The organism is Achromobacter anxifer (assembly GCF_903652925.1).
In the GTDB taxonomy this organism is placed as follows: domain Bacteria; phylum Pseudomonadota; class Gammaproteobacteria; order Burkholderiales; family Burkholderiaceae_B; genus Achromobacter; species Achromobacter anxifer.
In genome coordinates this window covers 543,015-568,231 of record NZ_CAHLAR010000003.1, presented here as the reverse complement: position 1 = coordinate 568,231, position 25,217 = coordinate 543,015, and the positions used below count along the sequence as shown (strand labels likewise).

Below are 25,217 nucleotides of genomic sequence, written 5' to 3'. Positions count from 1 at the left end.
GACCACAGGAGAATGCTCATGCTTAAAGGAAAAGTCGCCCTCGTCACCGGTTCCACCAGCGGCATCGGCCTCGGCATCGCCACCGCCTTTGCCCAGCAAGGCGCCGACATCGTCTTGAACGGCTTCGGCGACGCGGCCGAAATCGAAAAAGTGCGCGCCGGCCTGGCGGACAAGCACGGCGTGAAGGTGATCTATGACGGCGCGGACCTGTCCAAGGGCGCTGCCGTGCGCGAGCTGGTCGAGAACACCGTGCGCCAGATGGGCCGCATCGACATCCTGGTCAACAACGCCGGCATCCAGCACACCGCCCTGATCGAGGACTTCCCCGCCGAAAAGTGGGACGCGATCCTGGCGCTGAACCTGTCGGCCGTGTTCCACGGCACCGCCGCCGCCTTGCCGCACATGAAGAAGCAGGGTTTCGGCCGCATCATCAACATCGCCTCGGCCCATGGCCTGGTGGCTTCGGCCAACAAGTCGGCCTACGTGGCGGCCAAGCATGGCGTGGTGGGCTTCACCAAGGTCACGGCGCTGGAAACGGCGGGGCAGGGCATTACCGCCAACTCCATCTGCCCGGGCTGGGTCCGCACCCCGCTGGTGGAAAAACAGATCACCGCGCTGGCGGAAAAGAACGGCGTCGACCAGGAAACCGCCGCGCGCGAACTGCTGAGCGAGAAACAGCCCTCGCTGCAATTCGTGACGCCGGAACAGCTGGGAGGCACCGCCGTGTTCCTGGCCTCGGACGCCGCCGCGCAAATCACTGGAACGTCCGTCTCGGTCGATGGCGGCTGGACGGCACGCTGATAAAAGGAATTCTGGAATGCTGTTTCTGCTTTCTCCCGCCAAGAAGCTGGACTACGACTCGCCGCTGCACATCGAGACGCACACCCAGCCGCTGTTCGTGGATCAGGCCGCCGGCCTGATCAAGGTGCTGAAGACCAAGTCGGCCGAGGACATCTCCGAACTCATGAGCCTGAGCCCGGCGCTGTCCGAGCTGAACGTGCAACGCTATGCGCACTGGAAGCGAAGCTTCACGCAGGCCAATTCGCGCCAGGCGGTGCTGGCCTTCAATGGCGACGTCTACGAAGGCCTGGAAGCCGCCACCCTGTCGGCCAAGCAGCTGGATTGGGCGCAAGAGCACGTGGCCATCCTGAGCGGCCTGTACGGCGTGCTGCGCCCGCTGGACCTGATGCAGCCGTACCGTCTGGAAATGGGCACGCGCCTGGCCACGCCCAAGGGCAAGAACCTGTACGAGTACTGGGGCTCGGCCATCGCCGGCTACTTGAACGAACGGCAGGCCGGCCAGAAGGCGCCCGTGATCGTCAATCTGGCGTCCGAGGAATACTTCAAGTCGGTCGACCTGAAGACCCTCAAGGCGCGCGTGGTGCAGTGCGTGTTCCAGGACTGGAAGAACGGCGCCTGGAAGGTCATCAGCTTCCACGCCAAGCGCGCGCGCGGCCTGATGGCGCGCTACGCGATCCTGCACAAGGTGTCCAAGCCCGAAGGCCTGCAAGGCTTCGACCTGGAAGGCTACAAGTTCGACGCTGCCGCCTCGTCGGAAGACAAGCTGGTGTTCCGCCGCAAGGTCTGATCAGGTCCCGGGCCTTGAGCCCGGGACGGCTTCCTTCCCCAGCCCCGCGGGGATTACGCCGCAGCCGCGACCGGCGGCGCGTGCGTGGGATCGGCCAGCGCGTGCAGTTCCTGGCGGATCATGTGCGCGGCCTTCAGCATCTGCTTGACCGGATAAACCAGGGCCGCCTGTTCGCCTTCGGTCTCGAACTGGGTGGGCAGGTTGGCGGGCGCTTGCGCGCGGTTTTCGTCCAGCAAGTCCACCATGCCGGTCAGCGCCCGCTGCACAGCCTCGGGCGTGGCGGGCAGGCTGGCCAGGATGGGTATGGCCGCGGTGATCTGCGAGGCCAGGATGTGGTTCTGGATCAGCAGGTTGTTCAGCTCGGGCACGCTCACCTGGTGCGACTTGGGTTCGCTCATCATGCGGTAGAAGGCCTCGGCGAAATTGCTGAACGCGATATGCACGTTCTTGCGCGCCAGCCGCCACGCCAGGTCGGCGTCCGTGACTGCGGGGGTCTCGCCGGCGGCCGCGCCCACCGGCGCGCCGTGGGCCTGCATGGCCTCGACGTAGCGCAGGCCGGCGATCAGGTATTCGCGGTTGGCGCGCGTGGCCGCCGCGGCCAGCGGCTTCAGGTAGCGGGCCTCCCACCAGGGCAGGATGTAGCTGCAGATCAGCGCCAGCGCGCAGCCGATCAGCGTGTCGATGGCGCGTTCCCCGATCACCGACATGGACACCGTGCCCGGCGACACGAAGTGGAACACCAGCACCACGAACAGCGTGTTGAAGGTGGCGCTGGCCATGTAGTTCAGCTGGACCAGGCTGTTGCCCATGATGCAGGCGCCCAGCAGCACGGCGAACAGCAGTTCCGGGCGGTCGGTCAGGTTGAACAGCAGCAGGGCCAGGATGCAGCCGATCAGCGTGCCCGTCAGGCGCCAGCTATTGCGCTGGCGGGTCAGCGCGAAACCCGGCTTCATGATGATGACGATGGTCAGCATGATCCAGTAGTTGTGCGCGGAAAACGCCGGCGACAGCCATTGGCTGGCCAGGGTCATGGCGATCGCCGCGGCCGCCGTCACGCGCAGCGCGTAGCGGAAGTGGGGCGAATCCAGGCGCAGGTTGCTGGTCAGCAGCCCCACGCGGAACTCCTGCCGCGAAATGAAGCGCGTCAGCGACTTGTTGATGCGCAGCACGTCGGTCGGTTTGGCGTCGGGCGAGGCGGCGGTGTGGTCGGCCAGGCGGTCGACGATGCGCGCCGAATTGCGCAGCCGGCGCAGCACCTGGATGATCAGCGCCAGCATCTCGGGTTCGCGTTCGCCCAGGCCCTGCTGCTTGAGCTGTTCGATCTCGTATTCGATGGCGCGCAGCTCGGCCTTGGCGCTGCTGCGGTACTGCACCTTGCGCCCGCGCGACACGTCCAGCGCGATGCGGTTGAGCTCCAGCGACATCTTCACCAGCGCGTCGCGCATGAACATCAGGCAGTCGTTGCCGGCCAGCGCGCGGCGCAGCGCGGCGTAATCGGTATGGGTGGCCACCAGCGTGTCCAGCAGCTGCAGCATGTCCACGAACATGTTCCAGAGCATCACGCGCTGGCGATCGCCCAGGCCCTTGCCGCGGGGCAGGGCGCGCAGCACCATGTCGCGCGCCGCCTGGTGTTTTTCGGTCATGACCGACTGGCGCTGGATCAGCTCGCGGTAGGCGTCGTCCAGGTCGGCCGTGTCGTCGTAGAACGTGGCGCGGGCCGCCACGTAGTCGGCGGTGGCGAACAGCGCCACCGACATGGCCTGCTGTTCCTCGCGCAGCCAGAACAGGCGCGAAAACCCCAGGCTGAACGCCACGTAGAACAGCGCGCCGCCCAGCGTGGCCGCGGCGTGCGCCAGCACCTCATGGGGCGCCAGTGGAGAGTGCATGGTCAGGGTCATCAGCAAGAGGCCGGCAAAGCCGATCAGCCCGCCGCGCTTGCCGAAGACGGTGAACATCGAATAGACGAAGCACTGCACGATGACCGCCAGCCAGATCAGCACGGGATGCGATGACGCCAGGCCGGTGATGATGACAGTCAGCGTGCCCAGCGCGGCGCCGCCCAGCATCTCGTTGGTGCGGTGGCGCTGCGGCCCGCCCGGCTGGTCGATGATGGCCAGGCATTGCGCGCCGAAGGTCGCGACCAGTCCGGTGGTGTAGTTGCCGAACAGCCCGCCCAGCACCAGCACGGGCAACAGCATCCCCACCCCCTGCCGCACCCCTCCGAAGAAGTAGTGGCTGTAGAGGAAGCGGCGGATGCTGGCGATGCGCAAATCCATGAGGCGGCGGCTTGGTTCTGGATGACGAAACAAGTATAGAGAGACTGTTCAGATTTTTGGGGCCGGATGGTTACCGAACCTTCCACGCAACGCCCTGGGAAAGGTCGATTTGCCACCTTTGACGCAACGCGGTAAATTGCTCCACTTGCGCCGGTCTGCCTATCCGAAACCGGTGCGTTGAGGCGGATTGCCAGGGTCACCTCCCAGCCATCCCGCAGCAGTTACACCTGCCGTTGGCCGCGCCACAAGCGTGTGTTGCCAAGGCTTCCATTTCGACCTCCAGCGTCCCCCAGGGGCGTTTGCACTGCGTTCTGTCGAGCGTGTGCCGGGTCGGCAAGGTGTCCGGGTGGCGTGGCTCCGTGAGCCGCAAAGCGCCGGATCATGTTGTCGGAACCGGTATGGGTTCAGTTGCCGCCGTATCCGGGCGAGCAGCAGTCAGGGTTGCAGGGCCGGTACTGAAAGGAATGACAACATGGAACTGAATGGCGCCGATATCGTCGTGCGCTGCCTGGCCGATGAAGGCGTGGAACACGTTTTCGGCTACCCCGGCGGCGCGGTGCTTTACATCTACGACGCGATTTTCAAGCAAGACAAATTCCAGCATATCCTGGTTCGTCACGAGCAGGCCGCCGTGCACGCCGCCGATGCCTATTCGCGCTCGTCGCAAAAGGTCGGCGTCTGCATCGTGACCAGCGGACCGGGCGTGACCAATGCCGTCACCGGCATCGCCACCGCCTACATGGACTCCATCCCCATGGTCATCATCAGCGGGCAGGTGCCCACTGCGGCCATCGGCGAGGACGCCTTCCAGGAATGCGACACCGTCGGCATCACGCGTCCCTGCGTCAAGCACAACTTCCTCGTGCGCGACGTCAAGGACCTGGCCGAAACCATGCGCCGCGCGTTCTACATCGCGCGCACCGGCCGTCCCGGCCCGGTGCTGGTGGATATCCCCAAGGACATCACCGTCGCGCAGTGCAAGTACACGCCGCCCAAGGGCGAGATCTCGATGCGTTCCTACGCGCCCGTCAACAAGGGCCACCAGGGGCAAATCAAGAAAGCCGTGCAGATGCTGCTGGCCGCCGAGCGGCCCATGATCTACACGGGCGGCGGGGTGATCCTGTCGAACGCCGCGCCCGAGCTGAACAAGCTCGTGACGCAGCTGGGTGCGCCCTGCACCAGCACCCTGATGGGCCTGGGCGGCTACCCGGCCAGCAGCGGCCAGTTCGTCGGCATGCCCGGCATGCACGGCACCTACGAAGCCAATATGGCGATGCAGCATTGCGACGTGCTGCTGGCCATCGGCGCTCGTTTCGATGACCGCGTTATCGGCAACCCCAAGCACTTCGCCCAGAACGCGCGCAAGATCATCCACATCGATATCGATCCTTCGTCGATCTCCAAGCGCGTGCGCGTGGACGTCCCGATCGTCGGTAACGTCAAGGACGTCCTGGCCGATCTCAGCGCGCAGTACGACATCGCCGCGGCCGAGCACAAGCCCGCCTCCATCACCAAATGGTGGGAGCAGGTCGAGACCTGGCGCGGCAAGGAATGCCTGAAGTTCGCCAACTCGGACGAGGTCATCAAGCCGCAGTACGTGGTGGAAAAGCTCTGGGAAGTGACCGGCGGCGACGCCTTCGTCACCTCCGACGTGGGCCAGCACCAGATGTGGGCGGCGCAGTACTACAAGTTCGACAAGCCGCGCCGCTGGATCAACTCCGGCGGCCTGGGCACCATGGGCGTGGGCCTGCCGTACGCCATGGGCGTGCAGATGGCCAATCCTGGACACGACGTTGCCGTCATCACCGGCGAAGCGTCGATCCAGATGAACATCCAGGAACTGTCGACCTGCCACCAGTACCGCCTGACGCCGAAGATCGTCTGCCTGAACAACCGCTTCCTGGGCATGGTCCGGCAGTGGCAGCAGATCGACTACGGTTCGCGCTATTCCGAGTCCTACATGGATTCGCTGCCCGATTTCGTCAAGGTGGCCGAGGCCTATGGCCACGTGGGTCTGCGCATCGAACGCCCGGCGGACGTCGAGCCGGCGCTGCGCGAGGCATTCAAGAAGCACAAGGACCGCCTGGTCTTCCTGGACTTCATCACCGACCGCACCGAGAACGTGTGGCCGATGGTCAAGGCCGGCCGCGGGCTGACCGAAATGCTGCTTGGCTCTGAAGACCTGTAAGGAGGCCACCCATGAAGCACGTGATTTCCGTCCTCCTCGAAAACGAACCCGGCGCGCTGTCGCGCGTGGTGGGCCTGTTTTCCGCGCGGGGCTACAACATCGAGACCCTGACGGTGGCGCCCACCGAGGACTCCACGCTATCGCGCATGACCATCGTGACCACCGGTTCCGATGAAGTCATCGAGCAGATCACCAAGCACCTGAACCGCCTGGTGGACGTGGTCAAGGTCGTCGACCTGACCGAAGGCGCGCACATCGAGCGCGAACTGATGCTCGTGAAGGTGCGCGCGGTCGGCAAGGAGCGCGAGGAAATGAAGCGCATGGCGGATATCTTCCGCGGCCGCATCATCGACGTCACCGACAAGTCCTACACCATCGAATTGACGGGGGTGCAGGAAAAAGTACAGGCCTTCCTGGAGGCCCTGGACCGTAGTGCCATCCTTGAAACCGTGCGCACCGGCGTGTCCGGCATCGGACGCGGTGAACGGATTTTGAAGATTTGACCGGCCTTCCAGGCCAAGCCGCACCCTACATCTGAACCAAACAATTATCCAAAATACTGGAATCTGGAGCACAACCATGAAAGTTTTCTACGACAAAGACTGCGATCTCTCCCTCGTCAAGGGCAAGACTGTCGCCATCATCGGCTACGGTTCGCAAGGCCACGCGCACGCGCAGAACCTGCATGACTCGGGCGTGAAGGTCGTGGTCGGCCTGCGCAAGGGCGGCGCCTCGTGGAACAAGGCCGCCAACGCCGGCCTGGAAGTCAAGGAAGTCGCCGACGCCGTCAAGTCCGCCGACATCGTCATGATGCTGCTGCCCGACGAGAACATCGCTTCGGTCTACAACAAGGAAGTGCACGCCAACATCAAGGCCGGCGCCGCCCTGGCGTTCGCCCACGGCTTCAACGTGCACTACGGCCAGGTCGTGCCGCGCGAAGACATCGACGTCATCATGATCGCGCCGAAGGCTCCGGGCCACACCGTGCGCAACACGTACAAGCAGGGTGGCGGCGTGCCCCACCTGGTGGCCGTGTACCAGGACAAGTCGGGCGCCGCGCGTGACGTGGCCCTGTCGTACGCCAGCGCCAACGGCGGCGGCCGCGCCGGCATCATCGAAACCAACTTCCGCGAAGAAACCGAAACCGACCTGTTCGGCGAACAGGCCGTGCTGTGCGGCGGTACCGTCGAACTGATCAAGGCCGGTTTCGACACGCTGGTGGACGCCGGCTACGCGCCCGAAATGGCGTACTTCGAGTGCCTGCACGAACTGAAGCTGATCGTCGACCTGATCTATGAAGGCGGCATCGCCAACATGAACTACTCGATCTCGAACAACGCCGAATTCGGCGAGTACGAAACGGGTCCGAAGATCGTCACCGACGAAACCCGCAAGGCCATGCGCCAGTGCCTGACGGACATCCAGACCGGCGAATACGCCAAGAAGTTCATCCTGGAAAATAACGCCGGCGCCCCGACGCTGACCTCGCGCCGCCGCATCAACGCGGAATCGCAGATCGAGCAAGTGGGCGGCAAGCTGCGCGCCATGATGCCCTGGATCGCCGCCAACAAGCTGGTGGACAAGTCCAAGAACTGATCCAGGCCGGCGCGGGGCTTGCCCCGCGCAATCCGGGTCAAAGCGGCATGCCTGCGAGGGCATGCCGTTTTTTTTGCGCTGGGACGCCTGGCGATTCGCCCAGGCATGCCGCTTGCTCCGCCCCGCAAGCGGGGCCAGATGGGTTAACCTTTCAATGTCCGTTGTAAGTTATTGAGACCATGCCCAATTTTTCCATGCGCGATTCCGAGAATCGTCACCGAAGCATCTACCTGCTGCCCAACGCGTTCACCACCGCAGCGCTGTTCGCGGGGTTCTACGCCGTCGTGCAAGCCATGAACGACCGCTTCGAAGTCGCCGCCATCGCCATTTTCGTGGCCATGGTGCTGGACGGCATGGACGGCCGGGTGGCCCGGCTGACCAACACGCAGTCCGCCTTCGGCGAACAGTACGACTCCCTGTCCGACATGACCTCCTTCGGCGTCGCGCCCGCGCTGGTCATGTACGAATGGATCCTGAACGACCTGGGCCGCTGGGGCTGGCTCGCCGCCTTCGTCTACGTGGCTGGCGCCGCCCTGCGCCTGGCGCGCTTCAACACCAACATCGCCGTGGTGGACAAGCGCTACTTCCAGGGCCTGCCCAGCCCGGCCGCGGCCGCGCTGGTGGCGGGTTTCGTCTGGCTGGCGGTGGACAACAAGCTGCCCATCCACGATAGCCTGATGGCATGGGTGGCGTTCACGCTGACCATGTACGCGGGCATCACCATGGTGTCGAATGCGCCGTTCTTCAGCGGCAAGAGCTTCGCCCTGGGCCGCAGCGTGCCGTTCTGGGGCATCCTGCTGGTGGTGGCCGTGTTCGTGTTCGTGTCCAGCGATCCCCCGGTGGTGCTGTTCGGCCTGTTCGTGCTGTACGGCCTGTCGGGCTGGGTCATGTGGGCCTGGCGCTGGAACCGCGCCCGCCGCCTGACGCAGGAACGCCGCGGCCAGTCTTCCTGATCCGCCTGCCCAAAAACAAAACCCGCCTCTCGGCGGGTTTTGTTTTTTGGGCGGCGTTTCAGCGCCACATGAAGCGGTCGTCGTCGTACATGGGATCGGGGCCCGGATGGAAATGCGTGAGCTTGCTGCCGTCACGGCTCATGTACACGTACATCAGCGAATTCCAGACGCCGTTTTCCTTGTAGCGGTACGACCAGACGACCTCGCGCTTCTCGCCCAGGCCGGCTTCCTCGATGCGCGCGGGCGGACCGAATTCGCAGCGCACGCGGTCGGGCCCCCATTCGCCTTCGCTCAGCACCTTGAAATGGGCGTCCGTCAGCAGCGGCACCACGGGGCCCACGCGGCCATCGGTGCCGACGTTGGTGCCCCAGGCATACTGGCCCATGGGCTGCTGGGTCCAGATCACGCGGCGTCCGCCGCCGGCTTGCGGGCATTCGAAATTGGGCTGGCCGAACTTGGACAGCACGTCGGCATACGGGGTGCCGGGCGGAATCTGGGCCATGTTTGCGCAGGCGGTCAGGCCGGCCAAGGCGGCGGCGACAAGCGCGACGCGGGCAGTTCTGTAATATTTAGACATATGTTCTCCTGACGTCGGATCGCGGCCTGCGGCGGGGCAGGCAGCCCTCACTGGGGTAATTCTAGCGAATCGGCTATAATCATCGAGCTTTATCAAGTGTATTGATCTTGCAACATACTTTGCGCTGGCCGCAGATCTGGCCCAGGTGCCTGGTTCCGGTGTCGAAACACCGCGCCTGCTCCCGGTTTCCAGGGTTCTGTTTGAGTCATCAATGGCAGCAGTGAGAAAGCGAATTCAGCCAGGTTCGCGCAAATTTTTTCCAAACCACGTCAGGGCGCCTCGGCCCTGTCGCATGTCCGAAGAGGTCATCAATGTCTGTAGCTGACATCAAGAAATCCGATATCGTCGCGCAATTCCAACGCGCTCAAGGCGACACCGGCTCCCCCGAAGTTCAGGTGGCTCTGCTCACCGCCCGCATCAACGAACTGACCGGTCACTTCAAAGAACACATGAAGGACCATCACTCGCGCCGCGGTCTGCTCCGTATGGTCAGCCGTCGCCGCAAGCTGCTCGACTATCTCAAGGGCCGCAATCCCGATTCGTACCGCGCACTGATCGAAAAACTCGGTCTGCGCAAGTGATCGACGGGGCTGGCTCCCCATGACGCAACCGTGGTCGGTGCGACGCATGTCGCGACGGCCACGGTTTTTCATTTGTAAGGAATAATCGTCATGTTCAACAAAGTGACAAAATCGTTCCAGTACGGCCAGCACACGGTCGTCCTGGAAACTGGCGAGATCGCTCGCCAGGCTTCCGGCGCCGTTGTGGTGTCGATCGAGGACACCGTCGTCCTGGCCACCGTCGTGGCTTCCAAGAAGGCCAAGCCGGGTCAGACGTTTTTCCCGCTGACCGTTGACTACATCGAGAAGACCTACGCCGCCGGCCGCATTCCGGGCGGCTTCTTCAAGCGCGAAGGCAAGCCCTCCGAGAAGGAAACGCTGACCTCGCGCCTGATCGACCGTCCCCTGCGTCCGCTGTTCCCCGAAGACTTCTACAACGAAGTCCAGGTGGTCATCCACACGCTGTCGGTCAACCCCGAGATCGATCCCGATATCGCCGCCATGATCGGCGCGTCGGCTGCCCTGGCCATTTCCGGCATCCCGTTCAACGGCCCGATCGGCGCCGCGCGCGTGGGCTACATCGATGGCCAGTACGCCCTCAACCCGACCGCCTCGCAACTGAAGTCGTCGAAGCTGGACCTGGTCGTCGCCGGCACCGAAAACGCCGTGCTGATGGTGGAATCGGAAGCCCAGCAGCTGTCCGAAGAAATCATGCTCGGCGGCGTGGTCTACGGCCACCAGCAGATGCAGGCCGTCATCAACGCCATCCACGAACTGGTCAAGGACGCTGGCAAGCCCGATTGGGACTGGCAAGCTCCCGCCAAGGACGAGGCCCTGATCGCCGCCGTGACCTCGGCTGCCCAGGAAGGCCTGAACGCCGCCTACCAGATCCGCGAAAAGCAGGCCCGTACCGCCAAGCTGCGTGAAGTGTCGGCCGACGTGTCGGCCAAGCTGGCCGCCGCCGCCGCCGAAAAGGGCGAGTCGCTGCCGGACGCCGTGACCGTCGACAACATCATGTTCTCGCTGGAATCGGCCATCGTCCGCGGTCAGATCCTGAACGGCGAGCCGCGCATCGACGGCCGCGACACCCGCACCGTGCGCCCGATCAGCGTGCGCCTGGGCGTGCTGCCGCGCGCTCACGGCAGCGCCCTGTTCACCCGCGGTGAAACCCAGGCGCTGGTTGTGGCCACGCTGGGCACCAAGCAGGACGAGCAGATCATCGACGCGCTCATGGGCGAGTACCGCGACCGCTTCATGCTGCACTACAACATGCCTCCGTTCGCCACCGGCGAAACCGGCCGCATCGGTGTGCCGAAGCGCCGCGAAATCGGCCACGGCCGCCTGGCCAAGCGCGCGCTGATCCCGCTGCTGCCGGCTCCCGAAGACTTCCAGTACACCATCCGCATCGTCTCGGAAATCACCGAGTCCAACGGCTCGTCGTCGATGGCTTCGGTCTGCGGCGGTTCGCTGGCCATGATGGACGCCGGCGTGCCGGTCAAGGATCACGTGGCCGGCGTGGCCATGGGTCTGATCCTGGACGGCGGCAAGTTCGCCGTGCTGACGGACATCCTGGGCGACGAAGATCACCTGGGCGACATGGACTTCAAGGTCGCGGGCACCGAAAACGGCGTCACCGCGCTGCAGATGGACATCAAGATCCAGGGCATCACCAAGGAAATCATGCAAGTGGCGCTGGCTCAGGCCCGCGAAGGCCGCCTGCACATCCTGGGCAAGATGAAGGAAGCGCTGGACGGTTCGCGCGGCGAGCTGTCGGCTTTCGCTCCGCGCATGCTGACCATCAAGATCAACCCCGAGAAGATCCGCGACGTGATCGGCAAGGGTGGCGCCACCATCCGCGCGCTGACCGAAGAAACCGGTACGCAGATCGACATCTCCGACGACGGCACGATCGTGATCGCCAGCGTCGACGAAGCGCAGGCCAAGGAAGCCCAGCGCCGCATCGTCGAGCTGACCGCCGACGTCGAAGTGGGCCAGATCTACGAAGGCTCGGTGCTGCGCCTGCTGGACTTCGGCGCCATCGTGCAAGTGCTGCCGGGCCGCGACGGCCTGCTGCACATCTCGGAAATCGCCAACTACCGCATCGCCAACATCAACGATGTGCTGAAGGTCGGCCAGCAAGTCCGCGTCAAGGTCATCGAGGCCGACGACAAGGGCCGTCTGCGCCTGTCCATCAAGGCCATCGGCGGCATCGAGCAGCAGCAACAAGCTGCTGCGGCTCCCGAAGCTGCCCCGCAATCGGAACCGCAAGCTGAATAAGCTCGCGTAACCGGTAGCAAGAAACGGCGCCCTCGGGCGCCGTTTTTCATGGGCTGGCCGGATTCATCTTCTTGCTTCTTCGCGCTGCGGACATCTCCCAACTGCGCCTACCTTCCTGTAAAGTCTTGCGCGAGAGCGTAGCCGCCCGCGCGGAAGTCGGCATACGCGACGTGACAGAAAAGGGGGAAACGGATGGGCAAGGCATGACGGCATGGGTCAGACCCGCCGGTGCCGCGGTGCTGCTTGCGGCGCTGCTGACCGGTTGCATGAGCAGCCCCGGGCCGGGCCAGGGCGGCCCCAAGAGCGAGGACATGTCCGCCGACCAGTTCGGCCAGACGGACTTCAACCGCACCGTCACGCTGGAGGTGCGCGACAACCTGGCCAGCCTGTACGTCCTGCTGGACAAGCTCTACCGCCGCAATCCGCGCGAATGGCGCAAGACCGGAGCGCCCGATCAGGCCAAGGCGGTGGCGCTGGTCAGGCATTCCATCGAAGTCCGAATCCCGCCCAAGGACCTGGTCGGCCTGCGCGACATTCAGATCCTGGCCGTGTCGCTGGATCCCAACTATTCCGGCGACCGGGTCGGCGCCTTCATTTACGGCCTGGCCGACACCATCATCGCGGCCCACAACGGCAAGACCCGCCTGTACGCGACCGACGCGCTGGACGGGCAGCGGGTCTACAATGCCGCACGGAACGTCGAGGCAGCCGCCTGGCTGCTGGCGTCGCGCCGCAATACCCAGGGCGAACCCCTGCTGCTGGCCAACGAAATGTCTCAGAACGCCACCAACCTCAGCTTTGAACGCGAATTCGGCGCCATCATCGGCCGCCTGGATCTGATCGCCAATCTGCTGGGCGAAAACACGCGGCGTATCGGCATCAACTATGCCCAGGGCCTGCTGCTGTTCAATTTCCTGCCCGTGCGCTAACAGGATTCCCATCGTGATCGATATCGCCTCAATTCAGACTGCCCGCGAGAACCTGCGCGGCCAGGTGCTGAAGACCCCGTTTACCCTGTCCCGCACGCTGTCCGACATTTTCGGCGCCGAGATCTGGCTGAAGTTCGAGAACCTGCAGTTCACGGCCTCGTTCAAAGAGCGCGGCGCGCTCAACCGCATGCTGACGCTGTCGGAAGAGGAGCGCGCCAAGGGCGTGATCGCCGTGTCCGCCGGCAACCATGCGCAGGGCGTGGCCTACCATGCCCAGCGCATGGGAGTGCCGGCCGTGATCGTGATGCCGCGCTTCACGCCCACCGTCAAGATCGCCAACACGCGCCGTTTCGGCGCCGAGGTGGTGCTGGCGGGCGATACCTTCGACGACGCCAAGGCGCGCGGCTATGAGCTGGCGCAGGAACGCGGCCTGATCATGATCCACCCCTACGACGACGAGGCGGTGATTTCGGGCCAGGGCACGGTGGCGCTGGAAATGCTGGAAGACCAGCCGCAGCTGGACACGCTGGTCATCGCCATCGGCGGCGGCGGCCTGATTTCCGGCATCGCCACGGCGGCCAAGGCGCTCAAGCCGGGCATCGAGATCATCGGCGTGCAGACCGAGCGTTTCCCGTCCATGTACGCGGCCGTCAAGGGCGTGAGCATGCCGCAAGGCGCATACACCATTGCCGAGGGCATCGCGGTGAAATCGCCCGGCGCGCTGACCCAGCCCATCGTGACGCAACTGGTCGATCGCCTGGAACTGGTCAGCGAAAGCGATATCGAGCACGCCATCGTGGTGCTGCTGGAGATCGAGAAATCGGTGGTCGAAGGCGCTGGCGCCGCCGGCCTGGCCGCGCTGCTGCGGGCCCAGGAAGAGGGCAGCGACCGCTACAAGGGCAAGCGCATCGGCCTGGTGCTGACGGGCGGCAACATCGACCCCCTGATGCTGGGCGAACTGATCGAGCGCGGCATGGTGCGCGCCGGCCGCCTGGCCCGCATCCGGGTGGACCTGCGCGACCTGCCGGGCGCGCTGGCCCATGCCACCAAGCTCATCGCCGACGCGCAGGCCAACATCACCGAGGTGCACCACCAGCGCGCCTTCACCTCATTGCCTGTGCGCAATGTCGAGGTGGATTTCGTGCTGCAGACTCGCGGCCATGATCACATCCAGGAAGTGATCGAGATCCTGAACGCGGCGGGCTTCGCCGCCAGCAACCACGATCACTGAGCGCGCACGCGCCTCAGGCGGCGCCGCTCTGCGCGGCGTCGCGCGCCAGCAGGCTCTTCAGGCCGTACAGGCGTTCGCGGTGCAGGGTTGCCGACAGCGGCTCGGGCTCGCGGCCCAGCGCGATGTAGTCGGCGGGCACCTGCGCCGCCGCCGCGCGGATGGCATCGGGCGCGGCCTGCCACCAGTGGGTCAGCATGCGGTCGGGGTTGTAGACGTCCAACCCCTGGCGCCGCAGTTCAGATCGATTGAAATCCTTCAGGTTCCAGGTCAACACCTGCACCACCGGCGGCTGCTGCAAACCGCAGCGCGCGCGCCGCGCCAGGCCGGCCGCGATCACATGGAAGTCCTTCGGGTCGCTGTAGCGCAGGGACGCCTCGTAGACTTGCGTGTCCGTTTCGCGGGCCTCGGGGAAGCGGGTATTCATGTCGTCCCACAGCTCCATCATCACTTCCGGCGGGATCTCCCAGATGCGCGAGGCGTTGCGGCGCCATTCCTCGCCGATGCGGTCGGTCCAGACCGGCGTGTACACGCCGGACTCGGCCAGCCTGAGCAAGAGGCGGCGCAGGATGCCGGACATGAGGACGCAGGCGTCGAGGACGATGAAGGGAGGGGAGGCGGGAGCGGCGGTCAAGTCAGGTCTGCAGCCCTGCTGGCGGAGGCTATCCGGACGGCGCGCAGGGCGAAAAAATGGAAAACGAGGCGCAAGAATACCTTTTTTTGGGAAGCGGCCGGAACGCGGCCCGGCCGTTCAGGGTTCATGCGGCATCCCTTTCGCGCGAGGGCAAAGCCTAGCCCAGCTCCGCTCGAACGGCACTGCAGTGGCTCACCAGATTGCGCCGCGACGCCAGGCACTGCTTGAGCGGCGTGTCGATGGCGTAGAAATAGATGTTGGCCAGGAAGCCGTAGAGTCCCGCGTCCACGCTGCCGGGATTGGGGCCGAACATGAAGCTTTTCTCGCCCAGCAGGCTGGAGATGACCTCCAGGTCGGCGACCCCGCGCGCGTAGACGTCGTCGGGCGCGTAGCGGCCGATGCCCTGGTAGTGGTAGCGCTGGAAGTTGTACTGGCGGGCGGCGTCCAGCTGTTCGGGCGTGACGTCCGGGTGCGTGTCCAGCAGCGCCTTGCGGAACACCGGCCAATAGCGGTCGTCGCGCCAGCGCGAATAGGACATGACCCAGTACAGGTCGTCCAGGGCGCGGCGCACCAGCAGGTCCAGCCCGCGCTGCTGCGGCGTGAGGCCGTCGTCGATGGTCAGGTCGTACTGCCGCTTCAGGTACGCGACGATGACGTCGCTGTCGCCGATCCGCTGGTCGCCGTCGGCAATGTAGGGCAATTGCCCGCGCGGCGCGGACTGCACGTCCAGGGTGTGGCGGTGGTCGAACGGCAGCCGGCAGAGCTTGAGGAAGGCGTAGATCTTCAGGCCGTAGGGATTGTTGTCTTCCAGCCCATAGAGTCCGGGGTACGAGTAGAGGGTGATCATGGCGCGCTCCCAGGTGGTCCGCTCTAGGTTAGAACGGCGGCGGGATTTTTGCGCGCTACGGTTTGGCGGGGAGGGGCGGCTTGCGACGATTGGCCGAGGCCTTGCGCAAAGGGGTGGTGCCCGAGACCGGAATCGAACCGGTACGGCCGCGAGGCCGAGGGATTTTCTTACCACTTCGGCTTTCGCCGCCAGCGCGGATGCGCTGTTCGTGGTCTGGAGCACGCCTTCACCTTAGCCTTCTGGCCTTAGGTGCCCGCCGTCTGCTCTCTACACCTTCCCGGGTCATGCAACCTGGGCTTGGCTCGGCGTTGGCTCGGAACGGGTCCAGGGCATTCGCCGAGTTTGACGGGCTACACCTTTGGAGTTTCCCCCAAAGGGCTCAAATTAGTTCAAGTCCCTTGTGTCTACCAATTTCACCACTCGGGCGTTGCGCGATCCCGGAAGGGCCGGCAGCGGGCGAGACTATACCATCTTGCCGCATTGGGGCCGGCCAGCGGCCCCGGCGCGGCGCGAGGGGTCAGGAGATGAATTGCACGGGCGGGCGGGCGCGGTCGTCCACGGTCAGCGAGAAGACGTCGGGGCGCGAGTAGTGGCCCACCACGTCGAAGTCGTAGCGGGCGCGCACCAATTCATCGGTGTCGACCTGCGCCGTCAGCAGGCCGGCCTTGCCGCGCAGGGGGCCTGCCAGCACGTCGCCCAGCGGGCCGACGATGACCGAGCCGCCGTTGATCAGCGGGCGCTTGGCGTCCCAGCCCGGCACGTCCTGGCCCAGTTCGGCGGGCGAGGGCTGCACCTGGCAGGCGCTGACCACGAAGCAGCGGCCTTCATGGGCGATATGGCGCATCGAGCATTGCCAGATGTCGCGTTCGTCCACCGTGGGCGCGCACCAGATCTCCACGCCCTTGGCGTACATGGCGGTGCGCAGCAGCGGCATGTGGTTTTCCCAGCAGATGGCGCCGCCGATGCGGCCGGCTTCGGCATCGACGACCGGCAAGGTCGAGCCGTCGCCCTGGCCCCAGATCAGCCGTTCGGTGCCGGTGGGCATGAGCTTGCGGTGCTTGGCGACGAGGCCGGTGGCGGGCTCGAAGAACAGGGCGGTGCAGTACAGCGTGTTGCCGCTGCGTTCGATCACGCCCACGACCAGGCTGGCGCCGGTGCGCTGCGACAGGCCGGCCAGCGCCTCGGTCTCGGGGCCGGGCACGTCGATGGCGTTGTCGTAGTAGCGGGCATAGGCTTCGCGGCCTTCGGGCAGGCGGTAGCCCAGGCGGGTGCCGAAGATTTCGCCCTTGGGATAACCGCCCAGCAAGGCTTCCGGCATGACCACCAGCGAGGCGCCGCTGGCGCGGATGTCGTCCTCGTAGGCCAGGATTGTTTCCAGGGTGCGGGCTTTGCCCTCGGGGGAGGAGCCGATTTGCAGGGCGGCGACGGTCTTTGCAGTCATGTCGGAGTCTCGGGGCGTGGCAGGAGCTTCAGTGTCCGGCCGGCCCTAAAATCAATCAATCCTGGTCAGAGATAAATGATATGAACCAGATTGATATCGAGTCGGCCGACCTGAACCTGCTCAAGGTCTTCGAGGCTATTTACGACGAAGGCGGGGCCGGGCGCGCCGCGTTGCGTCTGGGGGTGACGCAGTCCGCCGTCAGCGCGGCGCTGGGCCGGCTGCGCGCGCTCTACGACGATGCGCTGTTCACGCGCACCGGCCGGGGACTGACGCCCAGCCTGCGGGCGCGAGAACTGCGGCCCGTCATCGGCGAGGCGCTGGACAAGTGCCGCCAGAGCCTGTCGCTGGCACGGCCGGGCGCGGCGGGATTCGCGGGGCGCTCGGTCACGCTGGGGCTGTCGGACGATTTCGAGATTGCCCTGGGGCGCGACGCGATCCGCGCCCTGGCGCAAAGCGCGCCGGGCCTGCGCATCATCTTCCGCCAGACCCACAGCCGGCTGGCTGCCGACATGCTGATGGCGCGCGAGGCCGACCTGGTGATCGCCTCGGGCGGGCTGGCCGCGCATGCCTTGCAGCGCGTTACGGTTGGGCAGGGCGGCTATGCCTGCCTGCTGGATCCCGCCAGCCTGGCGCCGGGCCAGACCGCGCTGTCGCTGGAGGAATTCATCCGCCGCCAGCACATCCTCGTGTCCTCCGGCGGCTTCATTGGCGTGGTGGACGAGGTGCTGCACGGCATGGGGCTGGCGCGGCGGGTGCAGGCCTCGACCACGCATTTCGCGGCGCTGGCGTTCCTGCTGCCCGGCAGCGATGCCCTGTCGACCTTGCCCGCGCACGCGGCGCGCGGCCTGGCTGCGGCATCGGGCCTGCGCATGCTGCCCTGTCCGGTGGCGATGCCGGGGTATGCCATCGAAATGGGGTGGCGCGCCGACGCCTTGCGCGACGAGGCGGTGGCCGCGGCCCGGCGTGGCTTGCTGGGCTTGCTGAACGGCTATGAGTGGGAGCGCGCCGCGTAGGCGCGCGGCCTACTTGCGCCGGAACAGCCGGCTTAGCAGGCCACGCGGCGCGGCGTCAGCCTGTTCCGCGGCCATGGCCCTGTCCAAGGACAGTTCCTGGTATTGCGGCTTGCCATTCTGTTGATAGGCTGCGGCAGCCTGACGATAGGCCATGGCGGACTCGGCGTGGCGCTTCATCTCGCCATAAGCCTGGCCGCGCGAAAACAGCGCCCAGCTGCGGTATTCCGGATCGACCGCGATCAGGCGGTCGCAGGCGGCAAGCGCTTCGTCGTGGCGTCCGGCCGCGATCAGCGCGTTGACGCGTTCGGCATGCAGGGCGCCGTCATCCGGCCAGCGCTCCATGGCGCGGTCTGCGTCAGCCACGGCCTCGTCCGCCCGGTCCAGGCGGGTCAGCGCTTCGATGCGGACGCGGCGCCACTTCAACCATGCCGGATCGAGCGCGATTGCGACTTCGGATAGCGGCAGGGCTTCGGCGTAGCGTTCCAGCCGGTTCAGCATGTCGGCGGCGTTGCCGGGCAGGAAGTCGTTGTCGGACGCCAGCTCGTAGCCCTGCAGGTAGTACGCCAGGGCCTCGTCCCAGTTGCATTGGTCGCGTTGCGCGTTGCCGGCCACGAACAGCAGCTGGGCATCGCCGCTGTTGATCGGGTCCAGGCCTTGCAGCGCCTGCTCGGCCAGTTCTGGATCGCCGCTGCGCACGTACTCGCGGGCCTGCTCCCTGCGGCCTTCCCAGCCGCTGTCCGACAGCGAGTCCAGATGCCGCCACAGCGGCGCGGCTTCGTCCGCGCGGCCCAGCCGGTGCAGGGACCGCGCCTTGCCTTCCAGGGGCCAGTCCCAGTCGGGTTCGCGGCGCAGCAGGCTGGACCATTCCTCGACCGCGTCCGCATGGCGTTCCAGCGCTTGCAGGCACGAGGCGCGGTTGTGTTGGATGGCGTTTTGCTCGCCCAGGATGGCGCGGGAGCGGTCGAACATTGCAATCGCGTTGCGCAGGTCGCCCAGGCTGCGGTAGGTGTTGCCGGCGTCGTACAGGAACATGCCGTTGCCTGGCGCCAGCGACGTTGCGCGCCGGAAGTAGGGCTCGGCTTCGGCATGGCGTCCAGCGTTGGCCAGGTTGGACGCGATATAGCAATGAGGCGCGCCGGCTGAAGGACGCAACTGCGAGGCGCGGGTCCAGCACTCGATGGCTTCGTCCAGCTGGCGCTCGTTGATGAGCAGATAGGCTTGCGCCATCAGTAGCCCGAAGTGCGAAGGCGCGCGCTGCCGGGCGTCGCGCAGGATGCGCCAGGCTTCCTGCCGTTCGCCCGCGTTGTGGAGCGCGGTGGCCTGGACCCGGATGGCGTCGGCGCAATGCGGGTCCAGGGTCAGCGCCCGCTCCAGATCGGTCTGGCGCGCCGCGTGGGCGCCGCGCTTGTCGTGATAGCGGGCGCGCAGCGCCCACATGAGGGCGGAGCCGGGCTGTTCGCGCAGTCCCTGTTCGCACAGCGCCAGCATGCGCGCGTGTTCGTCGCCGTCGTCGGCGCGGTGGATGGACTCGATCAGGGTGGACATGCGCGGGATTCCGTGTCGGGACTAGGGAGCCGAGGCGCCGGCTTCGTGGCGGCAGCTGTAGGGGCGGTCGGCGCGCGGGATGTCGTCGCTGCCGCACTGCCAGCGCCGCACGCCGCCGCCTTTCTTTTCCGAGCGCAGTTCGGGCAGGTAGACGAGATGCTTGCCGCCGAGCGCGGGCGCGTCCGCTGTGCCGGGTTCGCCGGCGATGGTAAAGCGCAACACGCCGTTGACCGGATTCAGGCTTAGCGCGCTGAAGCCGCTGCTTTTCAGAGATTCCAGGGTGACGCCGAGCGCTGCCATATCCGGGGCATAGGCCCCGGTGCGCCGGTAGTGGTTTTCGGCCAGCATGCGCACGGGTTGCGAAACCAGGTCCAGGCGGATCACCTCGGCGCGCAAGGGATTGTCTTCCTGCTTCGGATTCATGACGATGGCGCCGATGATCATGCCGCCTGCGACCAGCGCCAGCACGCCGAGCACGATGAAGATGAACTTGCCCGCGCCCGTGACGGATCGGGTCTTGGCGATGGCGGGCCGGACGGCCCGCGGGTCTGCCAGGCTGGACACCACATAGGTGCTGGAGATCCAGTTATGCATTGCGCGTTCGCCAAACATGGCGCGCTGGATGCGGTAGAAGATTCCGGGCAGGGCCAGGTTCAGCGCGTATTTCATCAGGTGCCGCCAGCTTGCGCGCAGGATGCCGGGATTGTCGCCATTGCGGTTCACGACACGCAGTTTCAACAGCCGCTTTCCCGGCGAACCGCCGCCCCAGGCATCCATCAGGGCCGGCAGCATCAGGCCGATGAAGCCGGCGGCCATGGTCAGCAGGCCGGAATGCGGATTCCCGGTCAGCGCTACGTAGGTGAGGTTGGCAGCCGTGCTGAAGCCGACCATCGCCGCGACCATGACCACGGCGTCGATCGCCGTGGCGCCCAGCCGTGGCCAGATGCCGGGGAAGACCGGCGCATTGCCGGGGCGGGCCGGGGCGCTCTTGGCGGCCTTCGCCGCTGGCGCGGCAGCGGCCGATGCAGAGGCGGCCAGCGGCGCATTGCAGCTGAAACACAGGGTGTTGGAGGCCGGATTCTGCCAGTTGCAGCGGGGGCATTGCATGGGAGACGGTGGCGGCGCGGGAAAGCCGCAAGAGCGTTGGGAGTGCGGATGTTACCGGGAAAACCCCGATCCCTGGACGCTGCCACTAAGCACGACACTTCCCGCCATGAAGCCCGTCCAGCCCCCTTTGCCACATCCCCGCGATATCGATCCCGTTTCCCTGCGCCTGTTCCTCGCGGCGCTGGAGGAAGGCAGCCTGGCGCGCGCCGCCGCGCGCGAGAATATCGTCCCTTCCGCCGTCAGCAAGCGCATGTCGGAAATGGAGGACGCCTTCGGCGTACCCCTGCTGGAACGCGGGGTCAAGGGCGTGCAGCCCACGCCGGCGGGCAATGCCCTGGCCACGCACGTGCGCATGGTGCTGCAAAGCATGGACCGCATGCGGCGCGAGATGGCGGGCTTTGCGACCGGGGTGCGCGGCAGCATCCGGCTGGCGGTCAGCGTGGCGGCGCTGTCCGGCGAACTGCCGGCGCAGATCCAGTCCTTCCGCCGCGCCTATCCGCAGATCGACATTTCCCTGGAAGAGGGCACGACCCAGGAGGTGTTCCGCGCGGTGCTGGACGGCCAGGCCGACGTGGCCGTGGGGTCCGACTTCGGCCACGACGGCTTGCAGGTGTTCACTTGCGGCCGCTGCGACCTGGCGGCGGTGGTGCCGGGCCAGCATCTGCTGGCCGACTGCGAGACGCTCGACTACGCGCAGCTGCTGCCTTTCGAGCAGATCGAACTGAACCGCGACAACGGCATCAGCGCCGTGTTCCAGCAGGCGGCGCAGAACGCGGGCGTGGCGCGCCGCATCAGCGCGCGGGTCAGTTCGCACGAGACCATCTGCATGCTGGTGGCGCGCGGCATGGGCGTGGCCGTGGTGCCCATGTACCTGAAGGCGCGCCACGCCAATCTGGATATCCGCTTCATTCCGCTTTCTGGAGCCTGGTCCAGCACCTCCTTGTGCATTGCCGTGCTGGGGCTGGAGGCCTTGCCGCCCGCCGCCCGCGTGCTGTTGGCGCATCTGGGCGTGGCCGGCGCGGCGGCTTGAACAGCGCATTGCGGCCAGGGTGCGCGGTACCCGTGGCGTCGCGATGAGCGCCATGGTCGGCATATGGCTCAGGGCTTTCCCGGACGTTCCCAAACGAGAATGCCCCCGTGCTGAAAGACCGCTACCCGCAAGCCCGGCATGCCGCCGATGATGCAGGCATCGGGGCGGCGGCATGCATGGCCTGGCCGCCGCCCGTGTTTCATCGCGTCAGGCCAGAGGATATGCAGATGGCAGCAACACCGGCTTCACCCTTCATGGACCACTCCGAATTGCCGCTGCGCGGCATCAAGGTGCTGGAGCTGTCCCACATGATCATGGGCCCGGCGGCCGGCCTGGCGCTGGCCGACCTGGGCGCCGAAGTCATCAAGGTGGAGCCCATCGAAGGCGACCGCACGCGTCGCCTGAAGGGCTCGGGCAGCGGCTATTTCCCCGTCTTCAACCGCAACAAGCAAAGCCTGGCCATCGACCTGAAGACGCCGGATGGACAGGCCGTGGTGCGGCAGCTGGCCCTGCAGGCCGACATGGTGGTCGAGAACTTCCGCGACGGCAGCCTGGCGCAGTACGGGCTGGATTACGAATCGCTGTCCGCCGAAAACCCGGGGCTGATCTATGTCTCGCTCAAGGGTTTCCTTTCCGGCCCCTACAAGCAGCGCACCGCGCTCGACGAAGTGGTGCAGATGATGGGCGGCCTGGCCTACATCAACGGCGGGGCGGACACGCCGCAGCGGGTCGCGGCCTCGGTCAACGACATCCTGGGCGGCACCTTCGGGGTGGTGGGGGCGCTGGCGGCGCTGCACGACCGCCATGCCACCGGGCGCGGCAGGCACGTGCGTTCGGGCCTGTTCGAGAACAATCTGCTGCTGGTGGCGCAGTTCATCGCCCAGTACCAGCTGACGGGCGCGGCGCCCAAGCCCATGGGCGCGGAACGCCGGCCGCCCTGGGGCGTGTACGACGTGTTCGAGACGGCGGACGGCAGAGTGTTCGTGGCCGTGGTCGGCGATGCGCAATGGCGCAACTTCGCGCAGAAGTTCCTGCCGCCCGAATGGGCCGCCGATCCGCGCCTGGCCACCGCCGTCGACCGCGAGGCCGCGCGGCCCTGGCTGGTGCCGGGCGTGGGCGAGATCCTGAAGGCCTGGAAGACCGATGAATTGTGCGCGGCGCTGGAGGCCGCGGGCCTGTCGTACGGCCCGATACGCCAGCCGCACGACCTGCTGGAAGACGCGCACCTGAACGCCGGCGGGGCGCTGTTGAAAACCCGGCTGCCGGACGGCGGGGAAATATCCGCCGCCGCGCTGCCCATCGAGTTCGACGGCCTCAAGGCCGGCAAGCGTTCCGACCCGCCCCTGCAGGGCGGCGACACGCAGGCCATTCTGCAGGGGCTGGGCTGGGACGCCGCGCGCATCGAGGCCTTGCGCAGCGCCGGAGTCATAGCCTGAGCGGACCGCAGCGTCCGATACCTGTCGAGGCGGCGCAGACCGCCAAGACATCCATCAAAGAGGAGACAACCCGAGATGATCCGCAAACTGTTCGCGGTGGCCGCGCTGGCCGCCGCCTGTGTCGCCCACGCCCAGGACTATCCCAGCAAGCCCATCCGCATCATCATCCCGTCCACGCCGGGCGGGGGCACCGACTACATCGGCCGGCTGATGAGCAGCAAGCTGCATGAGCTCAATGGCTGGTCCGTCATCCCCGAGAACAAGCCGGGCGCCGGCACGGCGCTGGGCCTGGCCGAAGCGGCGCGCTCGCCGGCCCAGGGCTATGACCTGGTGATCGGCCAGTCCGACAACGTCACCCTGATTCCGCTGCTGATGAAGGTTTCGTACGACCCGGTCAAGGACCTGGCGCCCGTGGCGCTGGTGGCCACCACGCCGATGGTGCTGCTGGTGTCGGAGAATTCGCCGTACAAGACCTTGCCCGAAGTGATCGACGCCGCCAAGAAGGATCCCAACAAGATCTCGTACGGCACCTCGGGCACGGGCGGCGGCGTGCACATCGCCATTGAAATGCTGCAGCACGCGGCCGGCTTCAAGATGCAGCACGTACCGTACAAGGGTTCGGCGCCGGCGCTGGCGGACCTGATGGGCGGGCACCTGCAGTTCGCGGGTTCCTCGATCTCCTCGGCGGCCACGCTGATCAAGTCTGGCAAGGTGCGCGCGCTGGCGGTCACCTCGCCCAAGCGCAATCCGGCGTTGCCGGAAGTGCCCACCGTGGCCGAGCTGGGCTACAAGGATTTCAGCGTGGTGACCTACTACGGCGTGCTGGCCCCGGCCAAGACGCCGCCCGCCATCGTGGCGCGCCTGAACAGCGACTTCAACAAGCTGCTGGCGCGCAAGGACGTGCAGGAAGCGCTGGCCATGCAAGGCCTGGAGACCGATCCGGTATCGACCGAGCAGTTCGCCGCGCTGATCCAGTCGGACATCGCCAAGGCGCGCCAGACGATCGAGAGCGCCGGCATCGTGGTGCAGCAGTAACTCGGCACGGACGACAGGACCGCACATGAACCAGGAAGTCAGACTTTGCGAAGTGGGCCCGCGCGACGGGCTGCAAATGGCCAAGGGCATGATGTCCGCGGCCGACAAGCTGCGCTGGATACGGCAGCTGGCCGACGCCGGCCTGCGCGAGATCGAGGCGGGCAGCTTCGTGTCGCCGCGGCTGGTGCCGCAGATGGCCGATACCGGCGCGATCCTGCCTGAAGTGCTGAAGATCGAGGGCCTGACCGTGGTGGCGCTGGTCTGCAATCTCAAGGGCGCCATCGCGGCCTACGAGGCGGGCGCGCATGCGCTGTCCTTCCCGGTCTCCGTCAGCGACACCCACAGCCATGCCAACGTCGGCAAGGGTACCGATGCGCAGGTGGAGGTGCTCGCCTCCATCGTCGACTGGGCGCGGGCGCAGCCGCGTCCCATGCGCATCGACGCGGCGGTGGCCACGGCCTTCGGCTGTTCGCTGGAGGGCGCCGTGCCTGTGCGCCGGGTGGCGCAGGTGGCCGCCGCCACGGCGCTGGCGGGCGCCGACGAAATCGCGCTGGCCGACACCGTGGGCTACGCCCATCCGGCCCTGGTGCGCGAGGCGGTGCGCGCCGCGCAGGACGCGGTGGGCGCGCGGCTGGTCAAGCTGCATCTGCACGACACGATGGGGCTGGGCCTGGCCAATGCATTGGCCGGCCTGGACGAGGGCATCCGCGCTTTCGATGCCTGCCTGGGCGGTTTGGGCGGCTGCCCGTTCGCGCCAGGCGCGTCGGGCAACATCGTCACCGAAGACCTGGTCTTCATGCTGGAGAGCATGGGCTACCGCACGGGCGTGGACCTGCCGCGGCTGCTGGCGGCGCGGCCCTTGCTGGCCCAGGCGCTGCCGCGGGAAAGCCTGCGCAGCGGCGTGGCTGCCGCCGGCATCCCCAAGACCTACGGGGCGCGGGCAGCGGCCTAGGCCGC

Annotated in this window: 22 protein-coding genes; 15 read left to right on the top strand and 7 right to left on the bottom strand. The window is 66.4% G+C overall.

Annotation, left to right across the window (positions count from 1 at the left end):
- Positions 1-18: 18 nt before the first annotated feature.
- Together HWY37_RS11875 and yaaA are read left to right on the top strand one after the other, a co-directional pair.
- Positions 19-801: a 3-hydroxybutyrate dehydrogenase gene (locus HWY37_RS11875; protein WP_042796640.1), complete on the top strand. Its 783-nt coding sequence runs from the start codon at positions 19-21 to the stop codon at positions 799-801.
- Positions 802-817: 16 nt separating this feature from the next.
- Positions 818-1,588 carry a peroxide stress protein YaaA gene (yaaA, locus tag HWY37_RS11870; protein ID WP_175205058.1) on the top strand — a complete coding sequence of 257 codons (771 nt, stop codon included), beginning with the start codon at positions 818-820 and terminating at the stop codon, positions 1,586-1,588.
- Between the two features lie 53 nt (positions 1,589-1,641).
- Here the strand turns inward: yaaA and HWY37_RS11865 are convergent, their stop codons facing one another.
- Positions 1,642-3,864 carry an FUSC family protein gene (locus HWY37_RS11865; RefSeq protein WP_175205057.1) on the bottom strand — a complete coding sequence of 741 codons (2,223 nt, stop codon included), beginning with the start codon at positions 3,862-3,864 and terminating at the stop codon, positions 1,642-1,644.
- A gap of 418 nt (positions 3,865-4,282) precedes the next feature.
- Between HWY37_RS11865 and HWY37_RS11860 the strand changes: the two genes are divergently transcribed.
- The 4 genes from HWY37_RS11860 (at position 4,283) to pssA (ending at position 8,601) form a co-directional block, all read left to right on the top strand.
- Positions 4,283-6,052, top strand: a complete 1,770-nt coding sequence (locus tag HWY37_RS11860) for an acetolactate synthase 3 catalytic subunit (RefSeq protein WP_258129260.1) — start codon at positions 4,283-4,285, stop codon at positions 6,050-6,052.
- A gap of 11 nt (positions 6,053-6,063) precedes the next feature.
- On the top strand, positions 6,064-6,555 hold the full coding sequence (gene ilvN / locus HWY37_RS11855; RefSeq protein ID WP_006223608.1) for an acetolactate synthase small subunit: 492 nt from the start codon (positions 6,064-6,066) through the stop codon (positions 6,553-6,555).
- Between the two features lie 76 nt (positions 6,556-6,631).
- A complete protein-coding gene (gene ilvC / locus HWY37_RS11850; RefSeq protein WP_175205055.1) occupies positions 6,632-7,648 on the top strand; it encodes a ketol-acid reductoisomerase in 1,017 nt (338 codons plus the stop codon).
- Positions 7,649-7,827: 179 nt separating this feature from the next.
- Positions 7,828-8,601: a CDP-diacylglycerol--serine O-phosphatidyltransferase gene (pssA, locus tag HWY37_RS11845; RefSeq protein WP_175205054.1), complete on the top strand. Its 774-nt coding sequence runs from the start codon at positions 7,828-7,830 to the stop codon at positions 8,599-8,601.
- Positions 8,602-8,659: 58 nt separating this feature from the next.
- Here the strand turns inward: pssA and HWY37_RS11840 are convergent, their stop codons facing one another.
- Complete coding sequence (locus tag HWY37_RS11840; RefSeq protein ID WP_175205053.1) at positions 8,660-9,178, bottom strand: hypothetical protein; 519 nt, start codon at positions 9,176-9,178, stop codon at positions 8,660-8,662.
- A 311-nt stretch (positions 9,179-9,489) separates the two neighbouring features.
- Between HWY37_RS11840 and rpsO the strand changes: the two genes are divergently transcribed.
- From rpsO to HWY37_RS11820, 4 genes are all read left to right on the top strand, one after another.
- Positions 9,490-9,759 carry a 30S ribosomal protein S15 gene (rpsO, locus tag HWY37_RS11835; RefSeq protein WP_006223612.1) on the top strand — a complete coding sequence of 90 codons (270 nt, stop codon included), beginning with the start codon at positions 9,490-9,492 and terminating at the stop codon, positions 9,757-9,759.
- Between the two features lie 90 nt (positions 9,760-9,849).
- Complete coding sequence (gene pnp, locus HWY37_RS11830) at positions 9,850-12,015, top strand: polyribonucleotide nucleotidyltransferase (RefSeq protein WP_176088699.1); 2,166 nt, start codon at positions 9,850-9,852, stop codon at positions 12,013-12,015.
- 203 nt (positions 12,016-12,218) lie between these two features.
- A complete protein-coding gene (locus tag HWY37_RS11825) occupies positions 12,219-12,944 on the top strand; it encodes a hypothetical protein (protein ID WP_176088698.1) in 726 nt (241 codons plus the stop codon).
- 13 nt (positions 12,945-12,957) lie between these two features.
- Positions 12,958-14,175 (top strand): threonine ammonia-lyase, encoded by a 1,218-nt coding sequence (locus HWY37_RS11820; RefSeq protein ID WP_175205050.1) that lies wholly within the window; start codon positions 12,958-12,960, stop codon positions 14,173-14,175.
- Between the two features lie 13 nt (positions 14,176-14,188).
- On the opposite strand, the gene HWY37_RS11815 is transcribed toward HWY37_RS11820, so the two are convergent.
- The 3 genes from HWY37_RS11815 to HWY37_RS11805 form a co-directional block, all read right to left on the bottom strand.
- Positions 14,189-14,752 (bottom strand): PIN domain-containing protein, encoded by a 564-nt coding sequence (locus tag HWY37_RS11815; RefSeq protein WP_246302277.1) that lies wholly within the window; start codon positions 14,750-14,752, stop codon positions 14,189-14,191.
- A 211-nt stretch (positions 14,753-14,963) separates the two neighbouring features.
- Positions 14,964-15,653, bottom strand: coding sequence for a glutathione S-transferase family protein (locus tag HWY37_RS11810; RefSeq protein WP_176088696.1), 690 nt, complete (start codon positions 15,651-15,653; stop codon positions 14,964-14,966).
- A 517-nt stretch (positions 15,654-16,170) separates the two neighbouring features.
- Complete coding sequence (locus HWY37_RS11805; protein WP_176088695.1) at positions 16,171-17,094, bottom strand: carbon-nitrogen hydrolase family protein; 924 nt, start codon at positions 17,092-17,094, stop codon at positions 16,171-16,173.
- An 80-nt stretch (positions 17,095-17,174) separates the two neighbouring features.
- On the opposite strand from HWY37_RS11805, the gene HWY37_RS11800 reads away from it, so the two are divergent.
- Positions 17,175-18,107: a LysR substrate-binding domain-containing protein gene (locus HWY37_RS11800; RefSeq protein ID WP_176088694.1), complete on the top strand. Its 933-nt coding sequence runs from the start codon at positions 17,175-17,177 to the stop codon at positions 18,105-18,107.
- Positions 18,108-18,116: 9 nt separating this feature from the next.
- On the opposite strand, the gene HWY37_RS11795 is transcribed toward HWY37_RS11800, so the two are convergent.
- The gene (locus tag HWY37_RS11795) at positions 18,117-19,652 is read right to left on the bottom strand and encodes a tetratricopeptide repeat protein (protein WP_176088693.1); all 1,536 of its coding nucleotides are present in this window, start codon (positions 19,650-19,652) and stop codon (positions 18,117-18,119) included.
- Positions 19,653-19,673: 21 nt separating this feature from the next.
- Positions 19,674-20,759, bottom strand: coding sequence for an RDD family protein (locus HWY37_RS11790; protein WP_176088692.1), 1,086 nt, complete (start codon positions 20,757-20,759; stop codon positions 19,674-19,676).
- Positions 20,760-20,865: 106 nt separating this feature from the next.
- Here HWY37_RS11790 and HWY37_RS11785 point away from each other — a divergent pair, with 106 nt between their 5' ends.
- The 4 genes from HWY37_RS11785 (at position 20,866) to HWY37_RS11770 (ending at position 25,212) form a co-directional block, all read left to right on the top strand.
- On the top strand, positions 20,866-21,789 hold the full coding sequence (locus HWY37_RS11785; protein ID WP_176088691.1) for a LysR family transcriptional regulator: 924 nt from the start codon (positions 20,866-20,868) through the stop codon (positions 21,787-21,789).
- A 227-nt stretch (positions 21,790-22,016) separates the two neighbouring features.
- The gene (locus tag HWY37_RS11780) at positions 22,017-23,225 is read left to right on the top strand and encodes a CaiB/BaiF CoA transferase family protein (protein ID WP_176088690.1); all 1,209 of its coding nucleotides are present in this window, start codon (positions 22,017-22,019) and stop codon (positions 23,223-23,225) included.
- Positions 23,226-23,300: 75 nt separating this feature from the next.
- Complete coding sequence (locus HWY37_RS11775) at positions 23,301-24,260, top strand: Bug family tripartite tricarboxylate transporter substrate binding protein (RefSeq protein WP_176088689.1); 960 nt, start codon at positions 23,301-23,303, stop codon at positions 24,258-24,260.
- A gap of 25 nt (positions 24,261-24,285) precedes the next feature.
- Entirely contained in the window at positions 24,286-25,212 is a 927-nt protein-coding gene (locus HWY37_RS11770; RefSeq protein WP_176088688.1) for a hydroxymethylglutaryl-CoA lyase, read from the top strand.
- Positions 25,213-25,217 lie beyond the last annotated feature (5 nt).